Here is a 13,371-nt window from a genome sequence, read left to right on the forward strand (position 1 = left end):
GATCTGAGCAAGACCCACTCCTGCTGCCAGCAGATTGCGTGACACCCCTCAAATGGGGGACAGTCGATGTACCCCGTTTGTGCAATCTCCCCTCATCGCAGAAAGGGGGCACTGCGCCGGATGTTACTGCCGTGACGGATGACGTCACATGAGACGAAACGGAGCCCGCCAACCGCGGCACCACGAGAACGCCCCCGGCAGGCCGGGCATCCGATTGCCAAACGACCCGTGCAAACATTCAACAAATGCCTGAGACTTCCCCGTGAATACGGGGCAATCGACGCAATCGAGACGGATGCCCCACTCAAGCGCGAAGCCGCGCCACGAAAGGTGCCGGTTAAAAGAAGAGGGGCGGCGCCCGTTGGGGGGAACTGGCGCCGCCACAGCGGCGCATGATTGGGGGGAATCATTGTGCGCCGCAAGCCGAATTGACATCCGGTTCCTTGAGTGTACCCCACCAAGCTTTGCGCACAAGAGGGAAAACTGGGAATCCACTAGTCTCGTTCTGGTTACGCCAATCGTGGGCCGCAATTCGCACGCAAAGGAGCGACGAAAACCCTATGAGTGAGCACATCGACAATCTGCAGCACGAGATCCGACGATTCCCGCCGAGCCCGGAGTTCGCCGCCCAGGCGCTCGCGACGCCCGAGCTCTACGCCCGAGCATCCGCCGACCCGGAGGCCTTCTGGGCGGAGCAGGCGCGCGAACTCCTGCACTGGGACACGGACTTCACCCGCACCCTCGACTGGACGAACGCCCCCTTCGCCAAGTGGTTCGCCGACGGCCGGCTCAACGTCGCCTACAACTGCCTCGACCGCCACGTCGAAGCCGGCAACGGCGAGCGCGTCGCCTTCCACTGGGAGGGCGAGCCCGGGGACTCCCGCACCATCACCTACGCGGAGCTGACCGCCGAGGTCAAGCGTGCCGCCAACATGCTCACGGATCTCGGCATCCGGTCCGGCGACCGCGTGGCCGTCTACCTGCCCATGATCCCCGAGGCCGTCGTGACGATGCTCGCCGTCGCCAGAATCGGTGCCGTGCACTCCGTCATCTTCGGCGGATTCAGCGCCGACAGCATCCGCTCCCGCGTCGACGACGCCGACGCGAAGCTCATCATCACCGCCGACGGCGGCTGGCGCAAGGGCAGGGTGGCCCCGCTCAAGCCCACGGTCGACGCCGCCCTCGCCAAAGAGGGCGAGCACTCCGTCGGCACGGTACTCGTCGTCAGGCGCGGCGAGAACGAGATCGACTGGGTCGACGGCCGCGACCGCTGGTGGCACGACGAGATGGCGAAGGCCGACGCCGAGCACACCGCTCAGCCGTTCGAGGCCGAGCAGCCGCTCTACATCCTCTACACCTCCGGCACCACCGGAAAGCCGAAGGGCATCCTGCACACCAGCGGCGGCTACCTCACCCAGGCGGCATTCACCCACCGCTACGTCTTCGACCTGAAACCGGAGACGGATGTCTTCTGGTGCACCGCAGACGTGGGCTGGGTCACCGGCCACAGCTATGTGGTCTACGGCCCGCTCGCCAACGGCGCCACCCAGGTGCTCTACGAGGGCACGCCCGACACGCCCCACCCGGGACGCTGGTGGGAACTCATCGAGAAGTACAAGGTCAGCATCTTCTACACGGCGCCGACCGCCATCCGCTCATTCATGAAGGTGGGGCGGCAGGTGCCCGACGGCTTCGACCTGTCGAGCATCCGCGTGCTCGGCTCCGTGGGCGAGCCCATCAACCCGGAGGCGTGGGTCTGGTACCGCGACGTCATCGGCGCCGGCACCGCCCCCATCGTCGACACCTGGTGGCAGACGGAGACGGGCGCCATCATGGTCTCCGCCCTCGCCGGCGTCACCACCACGAAGCCCGGCTCGGCGCAGGTCGCCGTGCCCGGCATCTCGGTCGACGTGCTCAGCGACTCCGGTGAGCACGTCGGAAACGGCAACGGCGGGCTGCTCGTCGTGAGCAGGCCGTGGCCGGCGATGCTGCGCGGCATCTGGGGAGACCCGGAGCGCTTCATCGAAACCTACTGGGAGAAGTTCGACACCCCCGGCACCAAGAATCGGCGCATGTACTTCGCCGGCGACGGCGCACGGCTCGACGACGACGGAGACATCTGGCTGCTCGGCCGCGTCGACGACGTCATGAACGTCTCAGGCCACCGCCTCTCGACGGCCGAGATCGAATCGGCGCTGGTGTCGCATCCGATCGTCGCGGAGGCGGCCGTCGTCGGCGCCACCGACGAGGCCACAGGTCAGGCGGTCGTCGCCTTCGTGATCCTCAGATCGGATCAGGAGGATGCGCAGACGCCGGAGGAGGCGAACGGCATCCTGCGCGCGCACGTCGCCGAACAGATCGGCGCGATCGCCCGGCCACGGCACGTCTACATCGTCACGGAGCTGCCGAAGACGCGATCGGGCAAGATCATGCGCCGCCTTCTGCGCGACGTCGCGGAGGGGCGCACCGTCGGCGACACGACGACGCTCGCCGACACGTCGGTCATGCAGATCATCAGCGACAAGCTCACAGGAGGCGTGTCGAAGGGCTGAGTGGGGGCTCCCGCGCTCAAGCGGCGGGATCTCTCGCTGGTCGAGGCGTCGCGCCCCAGCGCGACAGTCTCGAGACCAGCCCGCGAGTGCCCGTCAGGCGAACTCGAGGATGAGTTCGACCTCCACGGGCGAGTCGAGCGGCAGCACGGCGACGCCGACGGCACTGCGGGCGTGCTGGCCTGCTTCGCCGAAGATCTCGCCGAGCACTTCGGATGCCCCATTGATGACTCCGGGCTGGCCGGTGAATGCGGGGTCGGATGCGACGAAGCCGACGACCTTGACGACGCGCGTCACGCGGTCGAGCGAGCCGATGACCGACTCTGCTGCGGCGAGCGCGTTGAGTGCGCACTGGCGGGCGTAGCCTTTGGCGTCGTCCGCGGGCACGAGCCCGTGGCCGTCGCCGACCTTGCCCGTCGCGGGCAGTGCGCCGGAGACGAACGGCAGCTGCCCCGAGGTGAAGACCTGGTTGCCGCTGACGACCGCCGGTACGTAGGCGGCGACGGGCTTGGTGACCTCGGGCAGGGTGATTCCCAGCTCGGCGAGGCGGTTCTCGATCGACATCGTGCTCATCCTTCGATTGTCATTCTGCGGGCTGGATCGGGCGCTTCATGTAGGCGACGAGGCCGCCCTCCGGGCCGGTGACGACCTGCACGAGCTCCCAGCCCTCAGAACCCCAGTTGTTGAGAATCGCGGCCGTGTTGTGAATCATCAGCGGCGTGGTGAGGTACTCCCATGCTTGCATTTCGGCATCCGTTCAGGGTTTGACAGGTTTCCATCCCCTACCCTAGAGGCTATGTCTGCCCCCACATCGAAGCGTTCGGGTGCCTTCGGCGCCCTCGCAGGATTCCTTGGACTGAGCGTGCTCGCCGGTGTCCTCGTCACCGCGCTCGTCACTCCGGCTCTGGCGGTGACGGGAATGGCCGCCAAGGGCGGAGTCGACGTCTTCAACAGCCTGCCCGAGTTCCTCGAACTGAACCAGCTGTCCCAGCGCAACACCATCTTCGGCCTCAACGGCGCCGGTGAGAGCGTTCCGATCGCCCAGATCTACGACCAGAACCGCCAGGAGGTCTCCTCCGATGAGGTGTCGCAGTTCCTGAAGGATGCGCTGGTCGCCGGCGAGGACCGCCGCTTCTACGAGCACGGCGGCGTCGACATGGCGTCGATCATCCGTGCCGGCATCGGCAACATCATCGGCGGTGGCATCGAGAGTGGTGCGTCGACGCTGACGATGCAGCTGGTCAAGAACATCAAGATCCAGGCTGCGTTGAATGAGCCGACGAAGGCGCTGCGCGACGCGAAGTATGCGGAGGCCCAGGAGCAGTCCATCCAGCGCAAGCTGCAGGAGGCGAAGCTCGCGATCGGCCTCGAGAAGAAGTACACGAAGGACGAGATCCTGCTCGCCTACCTCAACATCGCCGGCTTCGGTGGCAACACCTACGGCGTGCAGGCGGCCGCGCAGGAGTACTTCTCCGTGTCTGCGAAGGATCTCACCCTCGCGCAGGCGGCCAGCCTGATCGCGACCGTGCAGACGCCGAGCTATATGAGCCTCAACAGCGAGGAGAACTTCGAGCGCAACAAGTCGCGTCGCGACAATGTCGTGCTCAAGAACATGTTCGAGCTCGGCTACATCGACAAGGCCCAGTACGACGAGGCGGTCGCAACCCCCATCACGGTCGCCTACAGCGCGCCGAGCAACGGCTGCATGTATGCGGCCACCGGCCCGTTCTTCTGCGACTACATCACCAAGCTGGTGCCTGAGCTGACGATGCTCGGCTCCACCGCGGAGGAGCGCCAGGCGAACTGGAAGCGCGGCGGCTACTCCGTCTACACCTCGCTCGTGGTCGACCAGCAGAACCATGCTCAGGCAGTTCTCGAGCAGCAGGCTCCCAATAACGAGAGCCGCATGGAGCTCGGTGCGGCCGCCAATGTCGTCGAGCCGGGCACCGGCCGCATTCGGGTGATGGCCCAGAACAAGACCTTCAACAACTCCCTCGACGGCGGCGGCGCGGTGGCGACAGCCGTCAACTTCAGCACGGATGTCCAGTACGGCGGATCGACAGGCTTCCAGCCCGGATCGACCTACAAGATCTTCACGCTTGCCACGTGGCTGAAGTCGGGCCATGGCCTCAACGAGGTCGTGAACGGGTCACGACGAATCTTCCAGCAGTCGAACTTCAAGGTCAGCTGCGGTGATCCCTTCGCGGGAACCTACGACCCGCCGAACTACGGTGGTGGCGGCGGCGGCACCAGCACGGTGCTGCAGGCGACCGCGAACTCCTACAACATCGCCTTCATCGCCATGGCGGAGAAGCTCGACCAGTGCGAGATCCGCGACACTGCAGAGTCGATGGGAGTTCACCGCGCCGACAACGGCGACCTCCAGTACAACCCGGCAACCATCCTCGGAACCAACGAGATCGCGCCCCTGACGATGGCTGCGGCCGTGGCGACGATCGGCGCGGGAGGCCTCTACTGCAAGCCGACCGCCATCGACAAGATCGTGGATGCGAGTGGCACAGATCTCGGCGGCCAGAAGCGCGAGTGCACGCAGGCACTCAGCCCTGAGATCAGCTCTGCTGTCGCCTACGCCCTGAAGCGAGTGGTCACCAACGGTTCGGGCTCCGCCTCGAACCCCCATGACGGCATTGAGGTCGCCGGCAAGACGGGAACAACCGATGGCGCAGAGGACACCTGGATGATCGGCGCCACCTCCACCAACGGGCTCGCCGTGTGGGTCGGAAACATCAACGGCAAGACGAACCTGAACAGGATCTACTTCGCCGGCGGCCGAGGCGACACGGCCCGGCACCGCATCTTCAAGCCCATCATCCAGGCGCTCGACGGACAGTTCGGCGGCGCGCCGTACGCGGACCCGCCCGCCCAGCTGCTCTCCGGTCAGGGTGCGATCGTGCCCGATGTGACGGGGCAGTCGCCGGAGCAGGCGAAGAGCGTGATCGAGGGTCTCGGCTTCGAGTTCTCCATCGCCGGTGAGGTCAGCTCGCGCTACCCGAAGGGAGCCGTCGGCGGCACCGACCCGGGCCCCGGCAGCACTCTCCCGCGTGGCAGCACCATCAGCGTGTACACGAGCCTCGGCAACGTGGTCACGATGCCCGATGTGACGAACAAGGGGTACGACTTCGAAGAGGCGAAGAGACAGCTGGGCGGGAGCTACACGAACGTGAAGAAGGCCGATGAGATGACAACAGACCCGAGCAAGGTCGGCACCGTCATCTCGTCGAACCCTGCTCCCGGAAGCGATGTCGCGCCCGAGAACGAGGTCACCCTCGGCGTCGGCAAGCTGGCCGACACCGACAAGGGCCCGGGCAAGGACAAAGCGCCCGGCGGTAACGGCTGAGCATGGGAGCCTCCACGACATCCGGTAGGGCAGTCGGCGCGGCTCTCGGCGCGCTGGCCGCGACAGGAGCGGCGGCGTTCGCCTGGGGTTCGCTCGTCGAGCGCAACAGCTTCACCGTGCGCCACGAGACCCTGCCGGTGCTAGACCCGGGAGCCTCGCCCATCCGGATGCTGCACCTGAGCGACATGCACATGGCACCGTGGCAGCGTGCCAAGCAGGAGTGGGTGCGCAGCCTCGCCCGCCTCTCCCCCGACTTCGTCGTGAGCACGGGCGACTGCTTCGGTCATGTCGATGCGCTCGAGGCGATCGAATACGCGCTCGAGCCGCTCGCGGGCATCCCGGGCGTCTTCGTGCACGGGTCGAACGACTACTTCGGCCCGACCCTGAAGAACCCGCTCAGCTATCTGGGTGGGCCGTCGGGCCACGGGGGGCAGCCCGCGCACCTCGACACGGCCGGCCTGGAGTCGTTCTTCGACTCGCTCGGCTGGACCGATCTGAACAATGCGGCGTTCGGCGCCACCGTGAAGGGCTCGCCGCTGGAGTTCATCGGAACGGGCGACGCCCACCGAGGCTGGGATCGCCTCGAGCTGCTGCCCGGCGCGCTCGACGAGCTGCGCGAGCAGGCGGAGCCGACGGATGGCCCGGCCGACCGCGAGGCCGTGACGATCGGCGTCACCCACGCCCCCTACCAGCGCGTGCTCGACTCCTTCGTCACGCACGGCACCGAGGTCATCTTCGCCGGCCACACGCACGGCGGCCAGGTCTGCGTGCCCGGTATCGGCGCGCTGGTCACGAACTGCGACCTGCCGCGCGACAAGGCGAGCGGGCTCAGCCTGTGGCGGCACGCGCTCGGGTCGGCGTTCCTGAACGTCTCCGCGGGCATCGGCACGTCCATCTACGCCCCGGTTCGTTTCGCCTGCAGGCCGGAGGCGGTGCTCGTGACATTGACGGGCACGGATATCGGCTATTCTTGATGAGGTTCCGCTAGACCTTGGTCGAGCGGAGGCAGCTCGGGGTATGGCGCAGCTTGGTAGCGCGCTTCGTTCGGGACGAAGAGGTCGCAGGTTCAAATCCTGTTACCCCGACCAAATGAGAAAGGGACCCCCACGGGGGTCCCTTTCTTGTTCACCGCCCTGAACTCACCGCAGCGGCAGGCGAAGGGTTGCCACGCTTCCGGAGCCCTCGACCGAGCGCAGCACAACATCGCCGCCGTGGCGCGCGAGCACCGTGGCGACCAGGGTGAGCCCGAGGCCCGAACCCGAGACGTCGCGCGCGTTCTGTGCGCGGGCGAGCTCATCGAAGACGGCAGGAAGATCGGATGCCGGCACACCGCGCCCGGCGTCGGCCACCTCGATGACCGCCCACCCGTCCTGTTCGCGCAGTCGCACCTCGATCGGGCCGTCCGAAGAGTACTTCGCCGCATTGCCGAGCACATTGTCGACCGCGATGGAGAGCAGATCGAGGTCGGCGGAGACCAGCGGCACCGGCCACGGAACCCGGGTGACGGCGAGACTCATGCGCGCCCCCGCCGCAGCATCCTGCTGCCCGAGCGCGGCGATCGCCTCGGCGAGCACGTTCTCAAGATCGACCTGCTCCCGCTCGAGCGGCCGAGTCTCGAGCTCTGCGAGTTTGCGCAGATCGCGCACCAGAACGCTGAGCTTGCGCGCCTGGGCGTCGACGGCCTGCCATGGCGCGGAATCCTCGCCGCTGGCCGCAGCGGTCGCCCGGATGGCCGTGAGCGGGTTCTTCAGCTCATGGTCGAGGCGGGCCAGGAAGCGACGGTGGTTGCTGCGCTCCTGCTCCGTTCCGGCGTCGAAGCCGTCGCTGCGGGCAGCATCGAGGCGAGCGACGTCGTGCCGGCGCCGGCTGCGCACCGCCATGACCAGCCCACAGGCGGTACTCAGGAGCACTCCGCCGACGAGGAACACAGCGGGGAGTGCGATGCCGAGCTGAAGCATCCGGCGCTCCCCCAACAAGAACAGCACCCCGGCTATCACCAGCCCGAGCACCAGCGGCGCACACACGACCGCACCCGCGACCACACGGCGACCCACGCGGCTCATGCCGTCTCGACCTTCGCGACGAAGCGGTAGCCGAAACCCTGCTCGGTGTCGACGAAACGGGGTGCCGTTGCATCGTCGCCGAGCACGCGGCGCAGCTCCGCGATGCGGTGATCGACGGCCCGGCTCGACGACGCGAAGTCGAGACCCCACAGGGTCGCAAGCAGACGCTCGCGGGAGTGGACCTCCTGCGGGTGCGCCATCAGATACTCGAGCAACGTCAACGCCTTGGGGGTGAGCGTCAGCTCCTGATCGCCGCGCCACACCCGACGCGCCGTGCGATCGAGCAGCAGCTCGTGCGCGCGCAGCCGGGTGGCCGACTGCAGTCCGTCGCCTCCCTGCGCCGAACGCCGGAGAACCGCCCGCACCCGCGAGAGCAGCTCCTGCGGGTCGAAGGGCTTGTTCAGGTAGTCGTCGGCGCCCTCATCCAGCGCCGCACTGCGCTCCCACGACTCGCCGACCTGGGTGAGCAGGATGATCGGAAGCCGCATCCGCCCCGCCCGCACGCGACGGACGAACTCCCGCCCGTCCAGATGCGGCATCACCACATCGCACACCACGATGTCGGGAACCTCCCGCTCGACCTCGGCGAGGCCCGCCCGACCGTCGGATGCAACCCGCACCTCGAATCCGCAGCGCTCAAGAAAAGCGCCGAGCGCGGTCGTGATCGCCTCATCGTCGTCGACGAGAAGCAGCCGGGGGCGGGGAGACTCTGACACAGCGCTCAGCCTGCCATGAGGATGTTGCCGACGCCGCCATCATCGACATCCGGCGTCGCCCCCGACCAGCGCACCTCGTTCGCGTCACCCGACACGGTGAGCGTGCCCACAGCATCCGCGTAGACGAGGTTGCCGACGCCGCTGACCTCAAGGGTTCCGACGTTGCCGACGAGCACCGCGCCGGCATCCATGTTCACCAGAAGGTGATCGCAGTCGCCGTCGATGACGATGGCCGCGCCGTCCTGCTCGAGCACGAGCTCGCCGTCACAGCGCACCGTCGTGGATGCGATGCTGCGCACCTCCTCGCGCGCGGCGGCAGCATCCGCGGCATTCGAATCGGGAAGTTCGGTGCCGGTCTCGCCCGAATCCGTCTCGCCGGCATCCGGCGCCGGTTCGCCCGTCGAGCCCTGCGAAGACGTGCCCGAGCCACGCGGCCCATCGGGGCCCGTCAGGGCGACAGAACAGCCGACGAGAGAAGCAGCGAGCGAGGCGGTCAGGATGCCCGTGAGCAGGATGCGAGAAGTGCGCATGAAGGTCTCTTTCGTGAGGAGGATCAGAATGTGGCCGGGAGGAAGATCTCGACCCGACGGTTCAGCTGCCGCCCGGCAGGATTGTCGACCCCGCCGATCTCGTTCGCGGCGACCGGCCGGGACTCGCCGAAGCCCTCGGCCACGAGAGCGGTGCCGACGCCGGCACCCTCCAGCGCCTTCACGACCGACCGCGCCCGGGCCTCAGACAGGGTCTGGTTGTAGTCGGAGGAGCCGATCGCGTCGGTGTGGCCGGAGACGACGGCCTGCGTCGCCTTCACCGCGGTGAGGACCTCGGCGACCGTGCTCAGCGTGGCTGCGGCGTCGGCGCGCACATCACTCTTGTCGAAGTCGAACAGAACCGCATCGCTGAAGGTGATCGTCGTGCCGCAGGATTCGATGGGCGACAGCGCGGTGAGCGGCGGGAACACACCCAGCTCGGGCACCGGCGGAATCGGGTCGACCTCGACCGGAACCCCGTTCACCTCGCCGGTGCCGTCGCCGCGGTTCTGGATCGAAAGAGTGCCATCCGAATAGTTGCCTGATCCGTCACCGTAGTTCTGGATGGACACCGTGCCATCGGTGAAGTTGCCGGAACCGTCACCGTAGTTCTGGATCGACACCGTGCCATCCGTGTAATTGCCCGAACCGTCACCATAGATCTGGATGGACAGCGTCGCACCCGAATAGTTGCCGGAACCATCGCCATAGTTCTGGATCGACACGGTGCCGTCGGAGTAGTTGCCCGAACCATCACCGTAGTTCTGGATGGTGACGCCGTTGATGGTCGCATTGCCCGAACCGTCGCCATAGTTCTGGATGGAACCATCCGGGCCGGTGTAATTGCCGGAACCATCGCCATACAGCTGGGCGCTCCCCTGGCCCGAGATGACCGTGCCCGCCTCATCACAGTGCGCGGGCGCGACCGTCATCCCGGGGATGTCGCCGAAACTGTCACTGACCTCGATCGTGAACGCCGAAGCGGAGGAATCGAGCAGCGCGAGATCGGGGAGCAGAAAGAGCGGCACCGGCGGGAAGTCGCCGACAGCGTAGCCGGGCACAACGGGCACGCCCGCGGACTTCGGCTTCGCTGACGGGCTGGACGAGGCCGGGGCCGCCTCTGGTGCGGGGCTCGCGCATCCGCTCAGCAGAATCGTGGCGAGCGCGACAGGCGCGAGAAGGGCGAAGGGGGGCATGTGTCGAGAATATCGAGTGGATGTCGCGGGGCTGTCGCAGCGGTGTCGCAACTTTGCGACATCCACGCGGGCACTGCAGCGGGGTGACCGTGGTGACGGCTGTGGTTTGTCGCGACGGCTGCAGAACGTTCTGCAGCCGTCGCGACAAACCACAGCCGTCACGGAGTTCGAGCTCCTACGAGGCGTAGCCGCGCGGGTTCTGCGACTGCCAGCGCCACGAGTCGGCGCACGCCTCGTCGATAGACCTCTTCGCGCTCCAGCCGAGCTCCTGCGCCGCGAGAGACGCATCCGCGAACGTCGCCGGGTCGTCTCCGGGCCGCCGCGCGACCACCTCGTACGGGATCGGCTGCCCGCTCGCCCGCCGGAACGACTCAATCAGCTCCAGCACCGACGTCGCCGTGCCGCTGCCCAGGTTGTAGACGCGCGAACCAGGCTCCAGACGGTCGAGCGCCGCAACATGCCCCTCAGCGAGGTCCATCACGTGCAGATAGTCGCGCAGGCCCGTGCCGTCAGGCGTGTCGTAATCGTTGCCGAAGACGCGCACCAGCGGCAGCTTGCCCACAGCAACCTGCAGCACGAACGGCGCCAGATTGTTGGGGATCTGGGCCGGGTCCTCGCCGATGCGCCCGCTCGGATGCGCGCCGATCGGATTGAAATACCGCAGCACCGTCGCCTGCAGCGCAGGGTCGGCCGCCGCCGCATCCGCCAGAATCTGCTCGATCATGAACTTCGTCTTGCCGTAGGGGTGCGACACGTCGACCCCCGCCTGATCCGACTCGCGGAACGGCGGCGTCGCATGCGCACCATAGACCGTCGCCGTCGAGCTGAACACGATCCGCTCGACACCGGATGCCCGCATCGCCTCCAACAGGCTCAGCGTCGACTCCAGATTGGTGCCGTAGTAGCGCAGCGGCTGCGCCACCGACTCCCCCACCGCCTTCAGCCCCGCCAGATGGATGACCGCCTCGATGCCCTCCTCGCGCAGGATCGCTGTCAGCGCATCCTGCTGCCGCAGATCCAGCTCATGGAACGGAACCTGCCGCCCCGTGAGCTCGCGCACCCGGCGCACAGCCTCCTCGCTGCTGTTGCTGAGGTCGTCGACGATGACAGGGTCGTGCCCCGCCTCGACGAGGGCGACTGCCGTATGCGTTCCAATGTAGCCGGCGCCGCCGGTCAGGAGGATCTTCACACCCAAATCCTATGGGCAGCGCCGTGGGCGGGCATCCGTCGCTCAGGCGAAGTCGGGGTCGGGCGCACTGTCGTACACGAAGTCGATCTTGGGGCCGCGACCACTGCTGAGAACCCCGTTGCTCTCCTCCAGATAGCACGAACCGCACAGCGACTCGTAGGTCACATCGAGACCATCGATGGCCACCTGGTCGCCCGCGAAGATGAACGTGTCGCCGACCTTGCGCGCATTGAACACGGCCTTGCGCCCGCAGCGGCAGATCGTCTTGAGCTCCTCAAGCGAATGCGCGACCTCCAGCAGGCGGCGGCTGCCCGGGAACGCGACCGTCTGAAAATCGGTGCGGATGCCGTAGGCCAGCACCGGAACACCCTCAAGGATCGAGATGCGCAGCAGATCATCCACCTGTGACTCGGCCAGAAACTGCGCCTCATCGACGAGCAGGCAGCTCACATCGAGACCCGTGTCGCGGAGCACCCGGGCGCGATTCGACTCGAACAGCGAATAAATGTCCTCGCCGGGCGCGACCGTGAAGTCGACCGTGCGGGTCACGCCGAGACGCGACACGATCTGGTCGTCGCCCTTCGTGTCGATGCGCGGCTTCGCCAGAAGCACCTGCTGCCCGCGCTCCTCATAGTTGTAGGCGGCCTGCAGCAGCGCCGTGCTCTTGCCGCTGTTCATCGCCCCGTAGCGGAAGTACAGCTTCGCCATTACTGCAGGTACCCGTCCTCCGCCGCACGGCGGATGAGTTCGGCCTTCTTGCTGGCTGGCCGGTTCGCCTTCGCATACTTCTCACGCACACGCCGCAGGTAGGTCTTCGCCGTCTCGTACTGCACGTTCATGCGGTTGGCCACCTCCGTCGTGCTGTGGCCCGTGACGTACAGCTTGAGGGCGTCGATCTCGCCCTGACTGAGCTTGGGCCGGGTCTGATTGGTGGCGCCGGTGGGCAGCGGCCGCCAGTCCTTCTGAAGCTGATCGCGACGCTCGACGCCCATCACGCGGCGTGCGGCATCCATCACCTCATTCATCGGCAGCGACTTCGACAGGAACGCCGCGGCACCTGCGGCGAGCGCCCTGTCGCGGGCGTCACGGGTGTCGAGGCTGGTCAGCACGATGACCTTCGCCCCCGCGGCACGACAGGTGCGCACGCGAGCCTCGATCGACACGGGCTCGCGCAACTGGAAGTCGATGAAGACGAGATCGGTCGGGAACTGGTCGCTGTGCACCAGCTCGAGCCAGGTGTGAGCGCTGAGCACCAGATCGAAGTCAGACGCGTTCGCGTTGATCCAACTGCTCAGGCTGTCGAGGAGCACCTCATGGTCGTCGAGGAGAGCGAGACGGATGCGACGCTCATCACTCTCCGCAGCCACCAGAGACGGGTCTTGGGCATCCCCGCCGTCGAGAACATCGCCCCGAGTCACGCTACTCATACGAGAATCTTAGTGTCAGCACGGATTGCAGGTACTCGACGCTCAGATCGTCGAACACGACCCGGAGCACGGCGATGTACGGACCGAAGCGATTCTTGACCGCATTCTCGCTCAGCTCGACCCGCGCCGACACGAGCCCCTGGCAGCGCTCGCCCGCCCGCGCGAGCTCGATCTCCAGCTGCTGCGGGCGGTTGCCGGCCTGATCGAAGATGGCGACCACGAGGGCGCGGATGCCCGTTCGCTGGTCGTAACTCATACGGTTCGCGACGTTGTCGTCGTCGAACACGGCGCGGTCCGTGGGCGGCTCGTCGCCGTCGCGGCGCACCCGCAGGCGCAGGCCCTCCAC

Annotated in this window: 12 protein-coding genes, 1 tRNA gene and 1 pseudogene; 4 read left to right on the forward strand and 10 right to left on the reverse strand. The window is 67.0% G+C overall.

Features of this window, described 5'->3' with window-relative positions; translation table 11 throughout:
• Positions 1-560: 560 nt before the first annotated feature.
• Positions 561-2,552: an acetate--CoA ligase gene (acs, locus tag FB562_RS09140; protein WP_141880823.1), complete on the forward strand. Its 1,992-nt coding sequence runs from the start codon at positions 561-563 to the stop codon at positions 2,550-2,552.
• A gap of 93 nt (positions 2,553-2,645) precedes the next feature.
• Here the strand turns inward: acs and FB562_RS09145 are convergent, their stop codons facing one another.
• Complete coding sequence (locus FB562_RS09145; RefSeq protein ID WP_141881173.1) at positions 2,646-3,113, reverse strand: RidA family protein; 468 nt, start codon at positions 3,111-3,113, stop codon at positions 2,646-2,648.
• A 37-nt stretch (positions 3,114-3,150) separates the two neighbouring features.
• Positions 3,151-3,294: pseudogene (gene sp36, locus FB562_RS09150) on the reverse strand (Sp36 family protein); the annotation flags it as partial.
• Positions 3,295-3,345: 51 nt separating this feature from the next.
• Here sp36 and FB562_RS09155 point away from each other — a divergent pair.
• The 3 genes from FB562_RS09155 (at position 3,346) to FB562_RS09165 (ending at position 6,995) form a co-directional block, all read left to right on the forward strand.
• Positions 3,346-5,907 (forward strand): transglycosylase domain-containing protein, encoded by a 2,562-nt coding sequence (locus FB562_RS09155; protein WP_141880825.1) that lies wholly within the window; start codon positions 3,346-3,348, stop codon positions 5,905-5,907.
• A gap of 2 nt (positions 5,908-5,909) precedes the next feature.
• Positions 5,910-6,881: a metallophosphoesterase gene (locus FB562_RS09160; protein WP_141880826.1), complete on the forward strand. Its 972-nt coding sequence runs from the start codon at positions 5,910-5,912 to the stop codon at positions 6,879-6,881.
• A 37-nt stretch (positions 6,882-6,918) separates the two neighbouring features.
• Positions 6,919-6,995 (forward strand) — tRNA-Pro (locus FB562_RS09165).
• Between the two features lie 51 nt (positions 6,996-7,046).
• Here the strand turns inward: FB562_RS09165 and FB562_RS09170 are convergent.
• The 8 genes from FB562_RS09170 to FB562_RS09205 form a co-directional block, all read right to left on the reverse strand.
• Positions 7,047-7,970 carry a sensor histidine kinase gene (locus FB562_RS09170; protein WP_141880827.1) on the reverse strand — a complete coding sequence of 308 codons (924 nt, stop codon included), beginning with the start codon at positions 7,968-7,970 and terminating at the stop codon, positions 7,047-7,049.
• On the reverse strand, positions 7,967-8,686 hold the full coding sequence (locus FB562_RS09175) for a response regulator transcription factor (RefSeq protein ID WP_141880828.1): 720 nt from the start codon (positions 8,684-8,686) through the stop codon (positions 7,967-7,969). The genes FB562_RS09170 and FB562_RS09175 overlap by 4 nt, the downstream gene beginning before the upstream one ends.
• A gap of 5 nt (positions 8,687-8,691) precedes the next feature.
• The gene (locus FB562_RS09180; protein WP_141880829.1) at positions 8,692-9,216 is read right to left on the reverse strand and encodes a DUF3060 domain-containing protein; all 525 of its coding nucleotides are present in this window, start codon (positions 9,214-9,216) and stop codon (positions 8,692-8,694) included.
• A 23-nt stretch (positions 9,217-9,239) separates the two neighbouring features.
• Complete coding sequence (locus FB562_RS09185; RefSeq protein ID WP_141880830.1) at positions 9,240-10,409, reverse strand: OmpA family protein; 1,170 nt, start codon at positions 10,407-10,409, stop codon at positions 9,240-9,242.
• Between the two features lie 175 nt (positions 10,410-10,584).
• The gene (gene galE / locus FB562_RS09190; protein WP_141880831.1) at positions 10,585-11,598 is read right to left on the reverse strand and encodes a UDP-glucose 4-epimerase GalE; all 1,014 of its coding nucleotides are present in this window, start codon (positions 11,596-11,598) and stop codon (positions 10,585-10,587) included.
• Between the two features lie 42 nt (positions 11,599-11,640).
• Positions 11,641-12,306 (reverse strand): thymidine kinase, encoded by a 666-nt coding sequence (locus tag FB562_RS09195; RefSeq protein WP_141880832.1) that lies wholly within the window; start codon positions 12,304-12,306, stop codon positions 11,641-11,643.
• Complete coding sequence (locus FB562_RS09200) at positions 12,306-13,025, reverse strand: response regulator transcription factor (RefSeq protein WP_141880833.1); 720 nt, start codon at positions 13,023-13,025, stop codon at positions 12,306-12,308. Before FB562_RS09200 ends, FB562_RS09195 begins: the two co-directional genes overlap by 1 nt.
• Positions 13,018-13,371, reverse strand: coding sequence for a hypothetical protein (locus FB562_RS09205; protein WP_141880834.1), 354 nt, complete (start codon positions 13,369-13,371; stop codon positions 13,018-13,020). Before FB562_RS09205 ends, FB562_RS09200 begins: the two co-directional genes overlap by 8 nt.

This window comes from Homoserinimonas aerilata (assembly GCF_006716125.1).
Classification (GTDB): Bacteria; Actinomycetota; Actinomycetes; order Actinomycetales; family Microbacteriaceae; genus Homoserinimonas; species Homoserinimonas aerilata.